The organism is Cedecea sp. Ae19-4 (assembly GCF_059801165.1).
On the sequence record NZ_JBCHWG010000001.1, the window covers coordinates 2218786 to 2237302 of the forward strand.

An 18517-nucleotide genomic window follows, 5' to 3' on the forward strand; every position below is an offset into this window, starting at 1 on the left:
GTCTGCCAGCCAGAACTGGCTTAGTCACCGCTGAGTTCAACTCGTGACCTTCATCCTGACTTTAATTGGGCATATCGTAGGGAGCATTCTTCCATACGATATCGCAAATATCATCGCTAGGATTAAAGCCTGTAGGCGCCTTGAGCAAAATGGAACGAATGGTATCCATGTCATAATGTCCACAGGCGTCGTTCATGTCGGTGAGATAAACGTTAAGCTCCTCCCATGAAAGCTTCACTTCACTGGCGGCCATGATTCGTGGGTGCTGCGTCGTCATCACATTGTCACCAATGAGGAGTTCCTCAAAGAGCTTCTCACCTGGTCTCAATCCGGTGGTTTTAATCTCAATATCACCCTCCGGATTCGAATCATCACGTAAGGTAAAGCCACTTAAAGAAACCATACGCTCTGCCAGGTCGATGATTTTTACCGGATCGCCCATATCGAGGACAAAAACGTCTCCGCCGTTGCCCATCGCACCAGCCTGTATAACCAGCTGCGCGGCCTCTGGAATCGTCATGAAGTAGCGAATAATGTCCGGGTGTGTCAACGTAATTGGCCCCCCTTTAGCTATCTGCTTTTCAAAGAGTGGCACAACAGAACCTGAAGACCCCAGCACATTACCAAATCTCACCATGCTAAAGCAGGTACCTGACTGCTGTACCGCCAATGCCTGCAGCACAAGCTCCGCCATGCGTTTTGTTGCCCCCATCGTGTTGGTCGGGCGAACAGCTTTATCCGTAGAGATCAATACAAATTTCGGGACACCGCAGCGGATTGCTGCCTGTGCACAGGCCAGCGTACCAAAGACGTTATTTCTGACGCCATCGGCAACGTTATACTCAACTAAAGGAACGTGTTTATAAGCCGCGGCGTGGTAGATAGTTTCGATACCGAAACTCCCGATAACCCGCTCCAGATGAGCCTGGTTTTGCACATTACCCAGCACAGGATAGAGTTTGATCGTCAATCCCTTGCTCTTGATCATCTCAGATAATTCGCGCTCGATAGCGTAAAGCGAAAACTCAGAGATCTCATAGAGAACTAACGCTTTTGGCCCGTTCAGAATAATCTGGCGACAAAGTTCTGAGCCGATGGATCCCCCCGCCCCTGTCACCATGACCGACTTATCCTGGATATTCCGGGCAATTAACTCAGGTACAGGCGCCACGGGGTCACGTCCTAAAAGGTCGGTAATAGAGACTTTTTTCAGCGTAGCAATGCTGGCTTTCCCTTCCACCAGATCAACCATTCCGGGAATAGAAAGCACCTCACAGGGGAGACCTTCCAGCTTTTTCATCACTTCGCTTTTACGAGTGCGGCTCAAGCTTGGCATGGCCAACAGGATTTTTTTGGCCTCGTACTTCTCGACTAACCAGGCCAGCTTTTCAGGCGAGTAAACCGTCACACCATGCATAACGGTTTTTTGTAGACGTGGGTTATCGTCAACAAAAGCAATCGGGTAATACTCAGACGCCTGGCTTAAGGCAGGCAGTAACTGGCAGCCTGATGCACCTGCACCGTAGATAATGACCTTGGTTCCCAGTTTTAATCCATGGTTGACCAGCATTCTTAACGCCAGTCTGGAGCCTGTAACCAACAGTAAACCAAAGGAAAAATAGATAAATGGGATTGTACGAGGCAAATAAATATTTGTATAAAACGCGGTCACGATAAGCAGGATGGACGACGCCACCATACCCACCGCAACCGAGACAAAAACTTTAGCCGTAATATATCGAATAACCGCACGATAGAGGCCAAGTCTGACAAAGAAGCCTAGCGTGACCAGAATAATCGACAGAATCAGTAACCAGTGCGGCCCACTTGTCAGAGGTGTCAGGGCATCAATACGCACCCAGAAAGAGAACCAGAAAGCACACAACAGCAGCACAACATCAATTGCCAGCGTAATAATTCTTTTTACCGGTCTTGGTAAAGCAAGCAGAAACGTAAGCATATTTTCAATAGAACAGGACACCTGTTCACCAACCTGTTGTTATAGAGTGAAAATTTTTACTGAGCACCCTCTGGTACAACTAAATATATATCAGTGGTGCCCGTAACCCTGCTTTATTAGCCCTTATCCTCTACGCCAGCTCCGCAGCGCCACGCGACAATCACAACCGGAGCCCAGGCTATCGCTAATCCTACCACTCCCGTAATGGCACCCGCTGCAATCAACATGGCAAAAGGGGTTAACCAGATAAAATTGACGCACAGCGCACCAAGAGTAACGGGCTTATGGCTACCATATTTTCTTGCAAGTATCTGGTAGCCATGGCTTGCGTGAGCTTCGTACACCTTTTTGCCTGCCAGCAAACGGCGCAGTAACGTTAAGGTAGCATCTACGATAAAAACGCCAAGTAAACACATCTCGGCAAGGAAGAGTTTGCTATCAAGCAGGCCAATATGAAGAGCCAGTAAGCCGATGGTTATTCCCAGAAAGCCACTTCCGGCATCGCCCATGAAAATTTTTGCGTTCGGGAAATTCCAGAAGATAAAACCGAGCGCGGCAGCCCCCAGCAGCAAAACGCTAAGCGATGCGTCTGACCCCAAAGCATCAGGCACAGCAATCCAGACAATCAGCAGAGATGAAAGGGAAAAAACAATCGCCTCCATGCTCGCCAGCCCATTAATGCCATCCATAAAGTTATAAAGATTCAGCATCCATACCAGATAGACTAATCCGAAAACCATCCCAATCCATCCGGCAGAGAAGGTGTAGCCGAAAAGCTCGATCGCAGGAAAGTTTCCAAGAAAGAAAAGCCCTGCTGCGGCGGCCAGGAAGTGCATCAGTAATCGCCAGCGAGCCGCAATGTGCCCATGGTCGTCAAGAAAACCGACCACCGCGGTAATTCCGCCGGCAACAATCAGCGAGAACATCGTCGAGTATGAAATGAGCTGAAGGAGGGACAGCGCAATCAACCCAACCATAAGACTGATAACAATGGCCACACCGCCACCACGAGGCGTCGGTATAGAGTGAGAGCTACGTTGATTCGGTATATCAATAACGTTGTTTTTTAACGCATAGGCTCGTAGGCACCAGGTCAGAATAAATGAGAGAATAAAAACGACTACGGCCACAATTAATGCCTGCATTACTGAGCGTCCTTTGAATAATATTTTGCTGCTTTTTCCATCGTTTCGGAAAGCGTAACGGGTTGCTGCCAACCCAACAGCTCGGAGGCGTAGGAGGCATCAATATCCAATGAGCCATAGAGCTGCTCATAAATGCTTTGCTTCCCTGTTAGCATCAGTAAAACCTTCAATATAGCCGCTGGAAACCAAAAGACACGAGGAGATTTGTTCATTCCACCCGCGAATGATCGAACAATATCTTCCGTGGTGGGTTTATCTTTATCGGCGAGAACAAAAAGCTGATTTTTTGAACGAGGATCGTTCAGGCAAGTGGCAATAAAGCTGACAACGTTTTCCAGAGAAACCATGCTTCGCTTGTTTTTTATTCCTTTGAAAGGAAGTGGCAGCCCACTGGCAACCAGTTTTAACAAACGCCGAATATTGCCCGGTGCATTTTCGCCACAGATAAGCGCCGGGCGAATCACCGTAATCGCCATTGGGCCTGAAGAAAATGCTTCGTTCAGCTTTTGCTCAGCTTCAAATTTAGAAATCGCATAATCTGAGACAGGCTTAGGTATTGATTTTTCGTTAAATGGCGTATGAGTAGTGGCATTGCCATTTACGCCAATAGAACTGATGAAAACAAAATGGTTGACCCCTGCATTCAACGCGTCGTGAGCAAGCTTTAAGGTTGCGTCACAGTTAACCTGCCGAAACGCCGAGAGTTTATCCGCAGCTGAATCTTTTAAGATATGAGCCCGACCGGCGGTATGCACGACGGCATCACACCCTTCAAGCACCGGGGACCAGTCCGTTGTTGCCGAAATATCGCCGATATCAACCAGTCCAGCAGTATTCTGCGAGCCACGACGAGTTGTGCCGACGATTTCATACCCCAATTCCCTGAGCGTTGTAACCAAGCGACTCCCCACGAAACCCGTGGCCCCTGTAACTAAAACTCTCACATTCGACCCTTATAATCCGTTCATCTGAATTAAAAATGAAACTCATTCAGTAATATTAATTTAAATATAAAATTCGGACACCACTTTTATATCGGGATTTTCTTACTAATAAAGGTCGGTTACAAGTTCAAATATCGTAGCATATAATCCTGTGAGTCAGTCTGGCGTCCAGCCGTCGCTATACCAGATGTGTAACAGCGCGTAAGAGCGCCAGGGCTGCCAGCGCTCGGCGTAGCGGCGGATTTGTGCAGGCGTCATATCAGGAAAGCGCTGTTTAATCAGGTAATCGTCCGGCAGGAAAACGTCGCTGGCCTGCCAGCCGCGCAGGGCGAAATAGTTGGCTGTCCAGCGCCCGATACCGGGCAATGCTATCAGGTTTTTTATTCCCTGCTCCAAATCATCGGGTAGCTGCAGCGGAAACTGCCCTTTCACCACCTCTCCGGCAAGATGCACAATAGCCTCTGCACGCTTAAGCGACATGCCTAAAGATTTCAGCTGTTGAACATCGCAGTTTGCCAGCGTCCTGGCATCCGGAAACAGATACCAGCCCTCGTGACCTTCAAGCTTCCCTCCGAAGGTCTTTGCCACTTTGCCGGTCAATTTTGCCGCCATCGCCACGCTAACCAGTTGCCCAAGAATGGCCCGAATGGCCTGTTCGAACGGGTCCATACATCCCGGCAGACGCAGGCCGGGCCGGGCTGCCGCCAACGTGCCCAGGCTGCTTAATACCTGCTGCGGATCCTTGTCCAAATCCAGTAAGTTCTTCACGCGCTGTAAAACTTCGCCTGCCACAGGCTGCAGGCCGTCGCTTAGCGTCACATTGAGGCAAAGATTTTTCTCGTCTGGTTCAAGCGTCACCAGCCCGGCATATTCTCCCAGCGCGAAGCTGCGCTGATAGCGACTGGCGGTAACAACTTCCACGCCCTCCACGGCACGTCCCCGTAAAAAACCAAGGATCCAGGACCAGTCATAGGGCGGTTGATAGCTAAGGGTGTACATAAATAATCCTGAAGAGAATGAGGGCATTAGGCAGACAACACTGCTTATTTAGCATACCGCCAAATGCCGATTTCTGCCTTGCTTTCATATTCAGTTGCCCACGGACCGGCATTCCGCTAAAGTCGCCCCCCTTCTCACTGGCATGGGGATAATCAACGAAAATGAAAATCGGTTTTGACTACGGGACGGCGAACTGCTCGGTCGCCATTATGCACGACGGAAAACCACAGTTGCTGGAGATGGAGAACGGCTCATCGCTGCTGCCTTCTATGCTCTGTGCACCGACGCGTGAAGCGGTGAGCGAGTGGCTCTTCCGCCACCACGAAGTTCCGGCTACGGGAAGCGAGACCCAGGCGCTGCTGCGCCGTGCGGTGAGCTACAATCGCGAAGAAGACATTGATGTGCTGCCCGGCAGCGTAAAATTTGGCTTAAGTTCTCTTGGCCAGTACATGGAAGATCCGGAAGAGGTTTACTTCGTTAAATCGCCAAAGTCCTTCCTCGGCGCCACCGGCCTGAAACCGCAGCAGGTCGCGCTGTTTGAAGATCTGGTCTGCGCGATGATGCTGCACATCCGCAAACAGGCGGAAAACCAGCTGGAAGGCACCATCGACCAGGCCGTGATTGGCAGGCCGATTAACTTCCAGGGACTGGGCGGGGAAGATGCTAACCAGCAGGCTCAGGGGATTCTGGAACGCGCCGCGCACCGCGCTGGCTTCCGCGACGTGGTGTTTCAGTTTGAACCCGTAGCCGCGGGGCTGGATTTTGAAGCCACGCTACAGGAAGAAAAGCAGGTGCTGGTGGTCGACATTGGCGGCGGCACCACCGACTGCTCGGTACTGCTGATGGGGCCTGACTGGCACCTGCGCCGCGACCGTGAACAAAGCCTTCTGGGCCACAGCGGCTGCCGCGTGGGCGGTAACGATCTGGATATTATGCTGGCATTTAAACAGCTGGCTCCGCTGCTTGGTATGGGCGGCCAGACGGAAAAAGGCATCGCGCTGCCGGTATTACCCTGGTGGAACGCCGTCGCGATTAACGATGTCCCGGCTCAGAATGACTTCTACAGCGCGGCTAACGGCCGCTCGCTCAATGAGCTGGTGCGGGACGCGCGCGAGCCGGAAAAGGTGGCGTTTCTGCAGAAAGTCTGGCGTCAGCGTCTGAGCTATCGCCTTGTCAGGGCGGCAGAAGAGAGCAAGATTGCGCTCTCCAACAGCCAGCAGGTTTCAGCATTGCTGCCGTTTATTGCCAAAGACGTAGGCTGCGACATCAGCCAGCAAGCGCTGGAAACCGCTATCAGCCAGCCGCTACAGCGGATCATGGAACAGGTCACGCTGGCGATGGACAACAGCCAGGCTAAACCTGAGGTTATATACCTGACCGGCGGCAGCGCTCGTTCTCCGCTGCTGCGCCATGCGCTCGCCCAGCAGTTGCCTGATATTCCAATTGCCGGAGGGGATGACTTTGGCTCGGTGACGCAGGGGCTTGCCCGTTGGTCAGACGTGGTTTTTAGATAATCACGTTCAAACATACCGCTCAAACCGCAGGCCTCCTGCGGTTTTTTATATCTGGAAACGCCGGTCGCTTTCTGGAAACTCCAGATGCAGCGAAAGTTTACCGCCCAGCGCCTCAACGTAGCGCTTCAGCGTGAGCACTTTGAGATCGTTGCCGCGTTGTTCAATCGCGGCGATTGCCGGCTGGGAAACCCCCATTTTTTGCGCCACTTGTTTTTGAGAAAGTCCCTGCTGCTCACGTACCAGCTGTAATCCCGTTTCCAGAATTAAGACTTCGGTCATTGCGCGGATCTCGGCCTGCTCTTCCGCCGAAAACTCCGCCATCACTTCAGTTAACGTTTTCATTTTCATCTTCCAGTTCTGCCAGGTGATGCGCAAACTGCGTATCGGCCACTTTCATCTGCGCCTGATAAAAACGCGTATCGTTTGATTGGTCTCCACCACACAGCACAACGGCTCTGCGATGCGGGTCAAAAGCAAAAAAGATCCGATATGGCTTGCCGCGGCATAGCAAACGTAATGCCTTCATATTGGGATAGCGAGATCCCTTTACCGTGTCCGCCTGCGGGCGGCTTAAAGCCGGCCTCCAGAACTCAATATTGCCGAAGGCCGCCCCAAGTCGTTTGCGGAGCTCTACGGGCTGGGCCTGATACCAAAAGTAGAAAGAGTCGGTAAATATCGCGCGCCAGATCATCACTCACCTCATAAACTATAGGTTATATTTAAAATATAAACCACAGCTTATTTCTCGCTTCGTGATATGACTACTCCTGGGACTGAAAATTGCGTGACGCCTCGGAAAACGTTTTGGGAAAAACAGTTTTATTTGGCCACGAAAACATCACTTACTTACTATATGTTGCTAATCTGACAGTACTTCATATTTCCTCCATCATTACGGGGCTATTGATTACTAAACTAGTCACATTAAGCCTAATCGTTTCAGAAAGAGAACACGTCATCTATGAAAGGCACGCAGACTTCTCGCTGGTTGTGGATTACAGCCTTTATTCTGGTGGTGATTGCCGCCGTCTGGTTCTGGCGCAGCCACAATACATCTTCGGGGACTCAGCCCCAGGCTAAATCAGGCCAGACATCCGCCCAGGGCGGCCGACGCGGAATGCGCGGCGGTGCGCTGGCCCCGGTTCAGGCTGCAACGGCAACCAGTGAAGCCGTGCCGCATTACTTAACCGGCTTGGGCACTATCACCGCGGCCAATACCGTGACGGTGCGCAGCCGCGTTGACGGGCAACTTCTGGCCATTCATTTCCAGGAAGGCCAGCAGGTAAAAGCCGGTGATTTGCTGGCAGAAATTGACCCGAGCCAGTTCAAAGTCGCCCTGGCTCAGGCCCAGGGGCAGTTGGCTAAGGATCAGGCAACCCTGGCAAATGCTCGCCGCGACCTCGCCCGCTACCAACAACTGGTAAAAACCAACTTAGTCTCCCGCCAGGACCTCGATACTCAGCTGTCGCTTGTGGAATCCACACTCGGCACGGTTAAGGCCGATGAAGCCAGCGTTGCCAGCGCTCAGTTGCAGCTTAACTGGAGTCGCGTCACCGCCCCTATCGACGGCCGGGTTGGCCTGAAGCAGGTCGATATTGGCAACCAGATCTCCACCAGCGACACCAACGGTATTGTCGTGCTGACGCAAACGCACCCGATTGACCTGGTGTTCACCCTGCCGGAAAACGACATCGCCACGGTGATTAAAGCGCAGAAAGCCGGCGAAACGCTGAGCGTTGAAGCCTGGGACCGCACCAACAGCGCAAAACTCAGCAGCGGTAAACTGCTGAGCCTTGATAACCAAATCGATACCACCACCGGCACCATCAAGCTGAAAGCGCGCTTTGATAATCTGGATGACGCTCTGTTCCCAAATCAGTTTGTGAACGCCCGTATGCTGGTGGACACCCAGCAAAATGCCGTGGTGATCCCAGCCGGTGCGTTGCAAATGGGCAATGAAGGCCACTTCGTCTGGGTACTGAACGGCGATAACAAAGTCAGTAAACACCTGGTTACGCCGGGAATTCAGGACAGTCAGAAAGTCGTGATTAGCGCCGGCGTTTCCGCAGGCGATCGCGTGGTGACCGACGGTATTGACCGCCTGACGGAAGGCGCGCAGGTTGAGGTTGTCGAACCGCACAGCGCGGCCGACGATAACGCCAAACCTGCCGCCCAGGCAAAATCCGGTCACAAACACAACGGAGCACGCTCCTGATGCAGGTGTTACCTCCAGGCTCCACTGGCGGCCCTTCCCGCCTGTTTATTCTTCGTCCAGTTGCCACCACGCTATTGATGGTGGCTATCCTGCTGGCGGGGATTATTGGCTATCGCTTTCTCCCGGTATCAGCGCTACCGGAGGTGGACTACCCTACCATTCAGGTGGTCACGCTCTATCCCGGCGCCAGCCCGGACGTCATTACTTCGGCGATCACTGCCCCACTCGAACGCCAGTTTGGGCAGATGTCTGGCCTGAAGCAGATGTCATCGCAAAGCGCCGGAGGGGCGTCGGTTATCACCCTTCAGTTCCAGCTGACGCTGGCGCTTGACGTTGCCGAGCAGGAAGTGCAGGCAGCCATCAACGCCGCGACAAACCTCCTGCCCACTGACCTGCCAAACCCGCCGGTTTACAGCAAGGTCAACCCGGCGGATCCGCCTATCATGACTCTTGCCGTGACCTCAACCGCCCTGCCGATGACGCAGGTGGAAGATATGGTGGAAACCCGCGTAGCCCAGAAAATCTCCCAGGTTTCTGGCGTCGGTTTGGTCACGCTGGCGGGCGGCCAGCGCCCCGCCGTTCGCGTTAAATTGAACGCTCCAGCGATTGCCGCACTCGGCCTGACCAGCGAAACCATTCGCACCGCCATCACCAATGCCAACGTCAACTCCGCCAAAGGCAGCCTTGACGGCCCGGAGCGCGCCGTCACGCTCTCCGCCAACGACCAGATGAAGTCGGCCCAGGAATACCGGGATTTAATCATCGCTTATCAGAACGGCGCGCCAATCCGCCTCGGGGATATTGCCACCGTTGAGCAAGGGGCAGAGAACAGCTGGCTCGGCGCCTGGGCAAACAAGCAGCAGGCCATCGTGATGAACGTCCAGCGCCAGCCTGGGGCCAACATCATTGAGACGGCAGACAGCATCCGCCAGATGCTGCCGACGCTGACCCAAAGCCTGCCGAAGTCGGTTGAAGTAAAACTGCTCAGCGACCGTACCACCAACATTCGCGCCTCCGTGACCGACACCCAGCACGAGCTGATGCTGGCCATTGCGCTGGTGGTGATGATCATTTACCTGTTCCTGCGCAACGTGCCGGCCACCATCATTCCTGCCGTCGCCGTGCCGCTGTCGCTGGTCGGCACATTTGCGGTGATGGTATTCCTTGATTTCTCCATCAATAACCTGACGCTGATGGCGCTGACCATCGCCACCGGGTTCGTGGTGGACGATGCCATCGTGGTGATAGAGAACATTTCTCGCTACATCGAAAAAGGCGAGAAGCCGCTAGCCGCCGCGCTAAAAGGTGCCGGGGAAATCGGCTTTACCATTATTTCCCTGACCTTCTCGCTGATTGCGGTACTCATCCCCCTGCTGTTTATGGGTGATATCGTGGGCCGTCTTTTCCGCGAGTTTGCCGTGACGCTGGCAATTTCTATTTTAATCTCCGCCGTGGTTTCGCTGACGCTTACCCCGATGATGTGCGCCAGAATGCTGAGCCACGAATCATTGCGTAAGCAGAACCGTTTCTCCCGCGCCAGCGAGAAGATGTTTGATAACATCATTGCCGCCTATGGCCGCCTGCTTAGCAAAGTGCTGAATCATCCGTGGCTGACGCTGAGCGTTGCTTTTGGCACGCTGGCGTTGACCATTGTGCTGTGGATCTTTATCCCCAAAGGCTTCTTCCCGATTCAGGATAACGGCATTATCCAGGGCACGCTGCAGGCTCCGCAGTCGGTCTCCTTCGCCAGCATGGCCCAGCGTCAGCAGCAGGTCGCAGACGTGATACTGAAAGATCCGGCGGTGGAAAGCCTGACGTCGTTTGTCGGCGTAGACGGCACCAACCCTTCGTTAAACAGCGCCCGCCTGCAAATTAACCTTAAGCCGCTCAGCGACCGTGATGACCGCATCCCGACGGTGATTGACAGATTGCAGCAGAATGTCGCCAGCGTCCCGGGCGTGCAGCTTTATCTGCAGCCGATCCAGGATCTGACTATCGACACCACGGTGAGCCGCACCCAGTACCAGTTCACCCTGCAGGCGACCTCGCTGGACGAACTGAGCACCTGGGTGCCGCAGCTGGAAGACAAGCTTAAAACGCTGCCTCAGCTCGCGGATATCAGCAGTGACTGGCAGGATCAGGGGCTGATGGCCTACGTCAACGTTGACCGCGACAGCGCCAGCCGCCTCGGCATCAACATGTCATCGGTGACCAGCGCCCTGTATAACGCCTTCGGCCAGCGCCTTATTTCAACCATTTACACCCAGGCCAACCAGTATCGCGTGGTACTCGAACATGACACTAGCACCACGCCAGGGCTGAGCGCGCTCGACAACATTCGCCTCACCAGCAGCACTGGCGGAAGCATTCCATTAAGCGCGATTGCGAAGGTGGAGCAGCGCTTTGCCCCGCTGTCGATCAATCACCTGGACCAGTTCCCGTCCACCACGTTCTCCTTTAACGTGCCGGAAGGGCAATCGCTGGGCGACGCGGTGAACGCCATCACCTCGGCGGAAAAAGAGCTGGCGATGCCGTCCGATATCACGACGCAGTTCCAGGGCAGCACCCTCGCCTTCCAGGCCGCGCTGGGCAGCACCATCTGGCTGATTATTGCTTCGGTCGTGGCGATGTACATCGTGCTTGGCGTGCTGTATGAAAGCTTTATCCACCCGATCACTATCCTGTCGACGCTGCCCACGGCGGGCGTTGGCGCACTGCTTGCATTGATGCTGGCGGGGGCCGAACTGGACGTTATCGCTATTATCGGCATCATTCTGCTCATTGGTATCGTGAAGAAGAATGCGATCATGATGATCGACTTTGCGCTGGCCGCCGAGCGTGAACAGGGCATGGCCCCGTACGAAGCGATTTACCAGGCCTGTCTGCTGCGTTTCCGTCCGATTCTGATGACCACGCTCGCCGCGCTGCTGGGTGCACTCCCGCTGATGCTTTCAACCGGCGTTGGCGCAGAACTTCGCCGCCCGCTGGGTATTGGCATGGTGGGTGGCCTGCTGCTCAGCCAGGTGCTGACGCTGTTTACCACGCCGGTGATTTACCTGCTGTTCGACCGCCTGTCGCACTACACGCGCCGTCGTTTCGGCCGACAGCATGAGGAGGCGTAAGTGAAGCTTTTTGCCCTCTTCATTTACCGCCCGGTGGCGACGATTTTATTGACCGTCGCCATTACGCTGTGCGGCGTGCTGGGCTTCCGCCTGTTGCCGGTTGCCCCGCTGCCGCAGGTCGATTTTCCGGTGATCATGGTCAGCGCCTCGCTGCCGGGCGCGTCGCCGGAAACCATGGCGTCGTCCGTGGCCACGCCGCTGGAGCGTTCCCTGAGCCGCATTGCCGGGGTCAACGAAATGACCTCGTCCAGTTCGCTGGGCAGCACCCGCATCATTCTGGAATTTAATTTCGACCGTGACATCAACGGTGCCGCGCGGGACGTGCAGGCGGCGATTAACGCTGCCCAAAGCCTCCTGCCAAGCGGGATGCCGGGGCGGCCAACTTACCGCAAGGCCAACCCGTCCGACGCGCCGATCATGATCCTGACGCTCACTTCGGACACACTATCGCAGGGTGAACTGTATGATTTTGCCTCCACGCAGCTCGCGCAAACCGTCTCACAAATCGACGGCGTGGGCGACGTGGACGTCGGCGGAAGCTCTCTGCCCGCGGTGCGCGTGGACCTCAACCCACAGGCGCTGTTTAACCAGGGCGTGTCGCTGGATGCCGTCCGGACGGCAATAAGCAATGCCAACGTTCGCCGTCCCCTTGGTTCGGTAGAAGACAGTACAAGCCGCTGGCAAATTCAGACCAACGACGAGCTAAAAAAAGCGGCAAACTATATGCCGCTTATCGTGCATTACAATAACGGTTCGGCCGTACGGCTTCAGGATGTCGCCAACGTCACCGACAGCGTACAGGACGTGCGTAACGCCGGGATGACCAACGCCAAACCAGCCATTTTGCTGATGATTCGCAAGTCGCAGGAAGCGAACATCATCGAAACCGTGGACCGCATCCGCGCCAAAATACCCGAACTACGAGAAACCATTCCGGCTTCTATCGACCTGCAGGTAGCCCAGGACCGGTCGCCAACCATTCGCGCCTCGCTGGCCGAGGTAGAACAATCGCTGGTGATCTCCGTGTCGCTGGTGATTCTGGTGGTGTTTCTGTTTCTTCGCTCAGGGCGCGCGACCTTTATTCCGGCGGTGGCCGTGCCGGTGTCGCTGATCGGGACTTTTGCCGCCATGTATCTGTGCGGCTTCAGCCTCAATAACCTGTCGCTGATGGCGCTGACCATCGCCACAGGTTTTGTGGTCGATGACGCCATCGTGGTACTGGAAAACATTTCCCGTCATTTGGAAGCGGGCGTGAAGCCCATGCAAGCGGCGCTCCAGGGCGTGCGGGAAGTGGGCTTTACCGTGTTGTCCATGAGTCTGTCGCTGGTGGCGGTCTTCCTGCCGCTGCTGTTGATGGGCGGTCTGCCGGGGCGCCTATTCCGCGAGTTTGCGGTCACACTTTCGGTCGCTATCGGGATTTCGCTGGTGGTGTCGCTCACGCTCACGCCGATGATGTGTGGCTGGCTCCTGAAGAACCGTCCGCCGGAAAAGAGAAACAAAAACCGTGGATTTGGTCGCCTGCTGATTGCCATGCAGGGCGGTTACGCCCGGTCGTTGAAATGGGTGCTAAACCATACGCGGCTGGTGGGCATGGTGCTGCTGGGGACGATAGCCCTGAGCGTCTGGCTCTACATTGCGATCCCAAAAACCTTCTTCCCGGAACAGGACACCGGCAGGCTGATGGGCAATATTCAGGCCGATCAGAGCATCTCTTTCCAGGCCATGCGCGGTAAGCTGCAGGACTTTATGAAGATCATTCGTGAAGATCCGGCGGTGGATAACGTCACCGGATTTACCGGCGGCTCTCGGGTTAACAGCGGCATGATGTTTATCTCACTTAAGCCATTGAGCGAACGCCAGGAAACCGCCCAGCAGGTGATTGACCGACTGCGCGGCAAGCTTGCAAAAGAGCCCGGCGCCAACCTCTATTTAATGGCGGTGCAGGATATTCGCGTTGGTGGCCGTCAGGCGAACGCCAGCTACCAGTACACGCTGCTTTCCGATGAGTTAAGCGCCCTGCGAGAGTGGGAGCCGAAAATCCGTAAAGCGCTGGCGGCGCTGCCGGAACTGGCTGACGTTAACTCCGACCAGCAGGATAACGGCTCGGAGATGGACCTGATTTACGACCGTGAAACCATGTCACGTCTGGGGATCAGCGTCTCGGATGCCAACAATTTGCTCAACAACGCCTTTGGTCAGCGCCAGATTTCCACCATCTACCAGCCGTTGAACCAGTATAAGGTGGTCATGGAGGTCGACCCGCGCTACACCCAGGACATCAGCTCGCTCAACCAGATGTTTGTGATTAACAGCGAAGGAAAGTCGATCCCCCTCTCCTACTTTGCCAAATGGCAGCCAGCGAACGCCCCGCTGTCGGTTAACCATCAGGGGTTGTCCGCCGCATCAACCATCTCGTTCAACCTGCCTGACGGGGTATCGCTTTCTGAAGCCAGCGACGCCATCGACAGAACCATGACCTCGCTAGGCGTACCGACTACCGTGCGCGGCAGCTACGCCGGGACGGCACAGGTGTTCCAGCAGACGATGAACTCGCAGGTGATTCTGATTCTGGCAGCCATTGCCACGGTGTATATCGTGCTGGGTATATTGTACGAAAGCTACGTTCACCCGCTGACCATCCTCTCGACGCTGCCTTCTGCGGGCGTCGGGGCGCTGCTGGCGCTGGAACTTTTCGGCGCCCCCTTCAGCCTGATTGCGCTAATCGGTATCATGCTGCTGATAGGTATCGTGAAAAAGAACGCCATTATGATGGTGGACTTCGCAATAGAGGCGCAGCGTAAGGGCGATTTAACGCCGGAAGAGGCGATTTTCCAGGCCTGCCTGCTGCGCTTCCGCCCTATTATGATGACCACGCTGGCCGCGCTATTTGGCGCGCTACCGCTGGTGCTAACCAGCGGGGATGGCGCAGAACTTCGCCAGCCGCTGGGGATCACCATCGTAGGCGGGCTGGTGATGAGCCAGCTGTTGACGCTTTACACCACGCCGGTGGTTTACCTGTTCTTTGACCGACTGAGATTGCGCTTTAGCCGCAAACCCCGTGAAAGTAAGGCTCTGTCCGTATGACTGATTTGCCCACCGCCGTTCGCTGGCAGTTATGGATTGTCGCTTTTGGCTTCTTTATGCAGGCGCTGGACACCACGATTGTGAACACCGCGCTTCCCTCGATGGCGCATAGTCTGGGCGTAAGCCCGCTGCATATGCACTCGGTGGTGGTGGCCTACGTGTTAACGGTTGCGGTCATGCTTCCGGCAAGCGGCTGGCTGGCGGACAGAGTGGGCGTTCGCAATATCTTCTTCACGGCGATAATTCTTTTTACCCTCGGGTCCCTGTTTTGCTCCAATGCCTCAACGCTCAACGAGCTTGTTCTCGCCCGCGTCGTGCAGGGCATTGGCGGGGCCATGATGGTACCGGTGGGGCGCCTCACGGTGATGAAAATCGTGCCGCGGGCGCAATATATGGCGGCGATGACCTTCGTGACGATCCCAGGCCAGGTAGGCCCCCTGCTCGGCCCTGCGCTGGGCGGCGTGCTGGTGGAGTACGCCTCCTGGCACTGGATTTTCCTGATAAACATTCCTGTCGGCATTGTCGGGGCCATCGCTACCCTGTGGCTGATGCCCAACTACACCATGCAAACCCGACGCTTTGATATTTCCGGCTTCCTGCTACTGGCGTTTGGGATGGCGGCGCTGACCATTGCGCTGGACGGACAAAAAGGCCTGGGCATTTCCAGTGAAACGCTCGGGTTGCTGATCCTCGGCGGGGTTATCGCCATTCTGCTTTACCTGTGGCATGCGCGGGACAACGAAAACGCGCTGTTCAATCTCAATCTGTTCAACACGAAAACCTTTTCGCTTGGCCTGCTGGGCAGCCTGTGCGGGCGCATCGGCAGCGGCATGTTGCCGTTTATGACGCCGGTGTTTCTGCAGATTGGGATGGGTTTCTCGCCATTCCATGCCGGGCTGATGATGGTCCCAATGGTGCTGGGCAGCATGGGCATGAAGCGTATCGTTGTGCAGGTCGTCAACCGCTTCGGCTATCGCAACGTGCTGGTCGTCGCCACGCTTGGCCTGGCGCTGATCACGCTGATGTTTATGGGGACGGCCCTGATGGGCTGGTTCTGGCTGCTGCCGGTCGTCCTGTTTGTACAGGGCATGGTCAACTCCATGCGCTTCTCTTCCATGAATACGCTGACGCTAAAAGATCTGCCGGATGACCTCGCCAGCGGCGGCAACAGCATGCTCTCAATGGTCATGCAGCTTTCCATGAGTATCGGCGTGACCGTCGCGGGCCTGCTGCTGGGCATGTTTGGCCACCAGCAGCTTCCGGTGGGTGGGGAACAGGCTCACAGCATCTTTATGTACACCTATTTCTGCATGGCGCTGGTCATCGCCCTTCCGGCATTGCTGTTTGCCCGCGTCCCAAATGACCGTTCAGAAAACACGGTCATCAGCCGCCGTAAAAGGAGCGAAACATGAAACTTTACCGCTCCGGGATCACCGGGAAATTATTCCTCGCCATATTCTCCACCTGCCTGCTGGTGCTGGCCATCATGCACTGGGGCGTGAGGTTAAGCTTTGAGCGCGGCTTTATCGACTACATCAAACGCGGCAATACTCAGCGCATTGAGATGCTGAGTGATGCCCTGGGCGAACAGTATGCGCTGCACGGCAACTGGCGCTTCCTGCGGCACAACGACAGGTTTGTGTTTCAGATTTTACGTTCGTTTGAGCGCGAAGGGGATGAAGCTCACGGCATGCCGCCGCAGGGCTGGCGCACTAAGTTTTGGGTGGTCGATCAAAACTATCAGGTTCTGGTTGGCCCGCGAGAGAAGCTCCCTCCAGACGGGATGCGCAAACCGATTAACGTCAATGGCCAGGACGTTGGCTGGGTGATTGCCTCCCCCATTGAGCGTCTGACCCGCAATACCGACATTAACTTCGATCGCCAGCAGCGGCGCACAAGTTGGATCATCGTCGCCCTGTCCAGTTTGCTGGCGGCAGCGGCCACCTTCCTGCTTGCCCGTGGCCTTCTGGCCCCGGTGAAACGCCTGGTTGAAGGTACGCACAAGCTGGCCGCCGGAGATTTTTCCACCCGGGTCGCGGTCGGCAGCCAGGATGAGCTGGGGCGGCTGGCACAGGACTTTAACCAGCTTGCCAGCACCCTGGAAAAAAACCATAAAATGCGCCGGGCTTACATGGCGGATATTTCTCACGAGCTGCGCACCCCGCTTGCCGTTTTGCGCGGTGAGCTAGAGGCAATTCAGGACGGCGTGCGTCAGTTTACGCCGGAGTCCGTCACGTCACTGCAGATGGAAGTCGCCACCCTGACCAAGCTCGTTGACGACCTGCACCAGCTTTCCATGTCCGATGAAGGCGCGCTGGCCTACCAGAAAAAATCGCTGGATATCATTGCGCTGCTGGAAGTGGTTGCCGGGGCATTTCGATCCCGTTTTGAGTCACGCGGGCTGACAATACGCCTTGCGCTACCTGAAACCGCGACTATTTTCGGTGACGGAGACCGCCTGATGCAGCTGTTCAATAACCTGTTGGAAAACAGCCTCCGCTACACCGACAGCGGTGGGCAACTGGTGATTGGCGGTAAAATTGTGAATCAGCAGTTTGTGATGAGCTTTGACGACAGCGAACCCGGCGTCTCGGACGAGCAGCTAGGCCAGCTGTTTGACCGTTTTTACCGTGCGGAAGGCTCCCGCAACCGCGCCAGCGGCGGTTCAGGGCTGGGCCTGTCTATCTGCCAGAATATTGTGACCGCCCATGGCGGAACGCTAACCGCCTCCCATTCACGCTTTGGCGGCGTTAGTATTACCGTTGAACTTCCTCTGGAAACAGAAACGTCGAGGACACTATGACCGAGCTACCGATTGACGACAGTACGCCCCGTATTTTGATCGTAGAAGATGAACCTAAGCTTGGGCAGTTGCTCATCGACTATCTCCGCGCGGCAAGCTATGCCCCTACTCTGCTGAACCACGGCGACCAGGTGCTGCCGTATGTTCGCCACACGCCGCCGGATCTCATTCTGCTGGATTTGATGCTGCCCGGCACAGACGGCCTGACGCTGTGCAAAGAGATTAGACGTTTCTCCGAAGTCCCCATCGTCATGGTGACCGCCAAAATAGAAGAAATTGACCGTCTGCTGGGGCTGGAAATTGGCGCCGACGACTATATTTGCAAGCCTTACAGCCCGCGCGAAGTCGTCGCCCGCGTGAAAACAATTCTCCGCCGCTGCAAGCGTCAGCTTGCCATTTCCGCCGGGTCGGAGGAAAGTCCGCTGGTGATTGATGAAGGCCGTTTCCAGGCTATCTGGCGCGGTAAACTGCTGGATCTCACCCCCGCCGAGTTCCGCCTGCTAAAAACCCTGTCCCACGAGCCGGGGAAGGTGTTCTCCCGCGAAATGCTGCTGAACCATCTGTATGACGACTACCGCGTGGTCACCGACCGCACCATCGACAGTCACATAAAAAACCTGCGCCGCAAGCTTGAAGCGCTGGATACCGATCAGTCGTTTATTCGCGCCGTTTACGGGGTGGGTTATCGCTGGGAGGCGGACGCCGGGCGGGTGATATAAATACGTGCCACG

At 55.4% G+C, this 18517-nt stretch carries 13 protein-coding genes; 7 read left to right on the forward strand and 6 right to left on the reverse strand.

The window, feature by feature from the left end:
• Positions 1–61: 61 nt before the first annotated feature.
• The 4 genes from AAIE02_RS10555 to alkA form a co-directional block, all read right to left on the reverse strand.
• Positions 62–1960, reverse strand: coding sequence for a polysaccharide biosynthesis protein (locus tag AAIE02_RS10555; protein WP_498532688.1), 1899 nt, complete (start codon positions 1958–1960; stop codon positions 62–64).
• Between the two features lie 116 nt (positions 1961–2076).
• Positions 2077–3105 (reverse strand): MraY family glycosyltransferase, encoded by a 1029-nt coding sequence (locus tag AAIE02_RS10560; protein WP_336981558.1) that lies wholly within the window; start codon positions 3103–3105, stop codon positions 2077–2079.
• Entirely contained in the window at positions 3105–4049 is a 945-nt protein-coding gene (locus AAIE02_RS10565; RefSeq protein WP_498532502.1) for an NAD-dependent epimerase/dehydratase family protein, read from the reverse strand. The genes AAIE02_RS10560 and AAIE02_RS10565 overlap by 1 nt, the downstream gene beginning before the upstream one ends.
• A 156-nt stretch (positions 4050–4205) precedes the next feature.
• On the reverse strand, positions 4206–5048 hold the full coding sequence (gene alkA, locus AAIE02_RS10570; protein ID WP_336981562.1) for a DNA-3-methyladenine glycosylase 2: 843 nt from the start codon (positions 5046–5048) through the stop codon (positions 4206–4208).
• A gap of 161 nt (positions 5049–5209) precedes the next feature.
• On the opposite strand from alkA, the gene yegD reads away from it, so the two are divergent.
• Entirely contained in the window at positions 5210–6562 is a 1353-nt protein-coding gene (yegD, locus tag AAIE02_RS10575; RefSeq protein ID WP_336981564.1) for a molecular chaperone, read from the forward strand.
• Between the two features lie 45 nt (positions 6563–6607).
• Here the strand turns inward: yegD and AAIE02_RS10580 are convergent, their stop codons facing one another.
• Together AAIE02_RS10580 and AAIE02_RS10585 are read right to left on the reverse strand one after the other, a co-directional pair.
• Complete coding sequence (locus AAIE02_RS10580) at positions 6608–6904, reverse strand: helix-turn-helix domain-containing protein (RefSeq protein WP_166872510.1); 297 nt, start codon at positions 6902–6904, stop codon at positions 6608–6610.
• Positions 6888–7253 (reverse strand): type II toxin-antitoxin system RelE/ParE family toxin, encoded by a 366-nt coding sequence (locus tag AAIE02_RS10585; RefSeq protein WP_336981567.1) that lies wholly within the window; start codon positions 7251–7253, stop codon positions 6888–6890. The genes AAIE02_RS10580 and AAIE02_RS10585 overlap by 17 nt, the downstream gene beginning before the upstream one ends.
• Positions 7254–7523: 270 nt before the next feature.
• Here AAIE02_RS10585 and AAIE02_RS10590 point away from each other — a divergent pair, with 270 nt between their 5' ends.
• Genes AAIE02_RS10590 through baeR form a run of 6 tightly spaced genes read left to right on the forward strand, consistent with a single transcriptional unit; the run spans position 7524 to position 18505 of the window.
• On the forward strand, positions 7524–8777 hold the full coding sequence (locus AAIE02_RS10590; RefSeq protein WP_166991194.1) for an MdtA/MuxA family multidrug efflux RND transporter periplasmic adaptor subunit: 1254 nt from the start codon (positions 7524–7526) through the stop codon (positions 8775–8777).
• Entirely contained in the window at positions 8777–11899 is a 3123-nt protein-coding gene (locus AAIE02_RS10595) for an MdtB/MuxB family multidrug efflux RND transporter permease subunit (protein WP_336707464.1), read from the forward strand. Before AAIE02_RS10590 ends, AAIE02_RS10595 begins: the two co-directional genes overlap by 1 nt.
• Complete coding sequence (gene mdtC, locus AAIE02_RS10600) at positions 11900–14983, forward strand: multidrug efflux RND transporter permease subunit MdtC (RefSeq protein ID WP_498532503.1); 3084 nt, start codon at positions 11900–11902, stop codon at positions 14981–14983.
• On the forward strand, positions 14980–16395 hold the full coding sequence (locus AAIE02_RS10605) for an MFS transporter (protein ID WP_498532504.1): 1416 nt from the start codon (positions 14980–14982) through the stop codon (positions 16393–16395). The genes mdtC and AAIE02_RS10605 overlap by 4 nt, the downstream gene beginning before the upstream one ends.
• The gene (gene baeS / locus AAIE02_RS10610; RefSeq protein WP_008455130.1) at positions 16392–17786 is read left to right on the forward strand and encodes an envelope stress sensor histidine kinase BaeS; all 1395 of its coding nucleotides are present in this window, start codon (positions 16392–16394) and stop codon (positions 17784–17786) included. Before AAIE02_RS10605 ends, baeS begins: the two co-directional genes overlap by 4 nt.
• Positions 17783–18505, forward strand: coding sequence for an envelope stress response regulator BaeR (gene baeR / locus AAIE02_RS10615; protein WP_008455132.1), 723 nt, complete (start codon positions 17783–17785; stop codon positions 18503–18505). The genes baeS and baeR overlap by 4 nt, the downstream gene beginning before the upstream one ends.
• Positions 18506–18517: the final 12 nt, after the last annotated feature.

Excerpts from the sequence above, each read along its gene's own strand:
- AAIE02_RS10585 (WP_336981567.1), bottom strand. The coding sequence starts at position 7,253 with ATGATCTGGCGCGCGATATTTACCGACTCTTTCTACTTTTGGTATCAG.
- alkA (WP_336981562.1), bottom strand. The coding sequence starts at position 5,048 with ATGTACACCCTTAGCTATCAACCGCCCTATGACTGGTCCTGGATCCTT.
- AAIE02_RS10560 (WP_336981558.1), bottom strand. The coding sequence starts at position 3,105 with ATGCAGGCATTAATTGTGGCCGTAGTCGTTTTTATTCTCTCATTTATT.
- baeS (WP_008455130.1), top strand. The coding sequence starts at position 16,392 with ATGAAACTTTACCGCTCCGGGATCACCGGGAAATTATTCCTCGCCATA.
- AAIE02_RS10605 (WP_498532504.1), top strand. The coding sequence starts at position 14,980 with ATGACTGATTTGCCCACCGCCGTTCGCTGGCAGTTATGGATTGTCGCT.
- AAIE02_RS10595 (WP_336707464.1), top strand. The coding sequence starts at position 8,777 with ATGCAGGTGTTACCTCCAGGCTCCACTGGCGGCCCTTCCCGCCTGTTT.
- AAIE02_RS10590 (WP_166991194.1), top strand. The coding sequence starts at position 7,524 with ATGAAAGGCACGCAGACTTCTCGCTGGTTGTGGATTACAGCCTTTATT.
- AAIE02_RS10580 (WP_166872510.1), bottom strand. The coding sequence starts at position 6,904 with ATGAAAACGTTAACTGAAGTGATGGCGGAGTTTTCGGCGGAAGAGCAG.
- baeR (WP_008455132.1), top strand. The coding sequence starts at position 17,783 with ATGACCGAGCTACCGATTGACGACAGTACGCCCCGTATTTTGATCGTA.
- yegD (WP_336981564.1), top strand. The coding sequence starts at position 5,210 with ATGAAAATCGGTTTTGACTACGGGACGGCGAACTGCTCGGTCGCCATT.
- AAIE02_RS10555 (WP_498532688.1), bottom strand. The coding sequence starts at position 1,960 with ATGCTTACGTTTCTGCTTGCTTTACCAAGACCGGTAAAAAGAATTATT.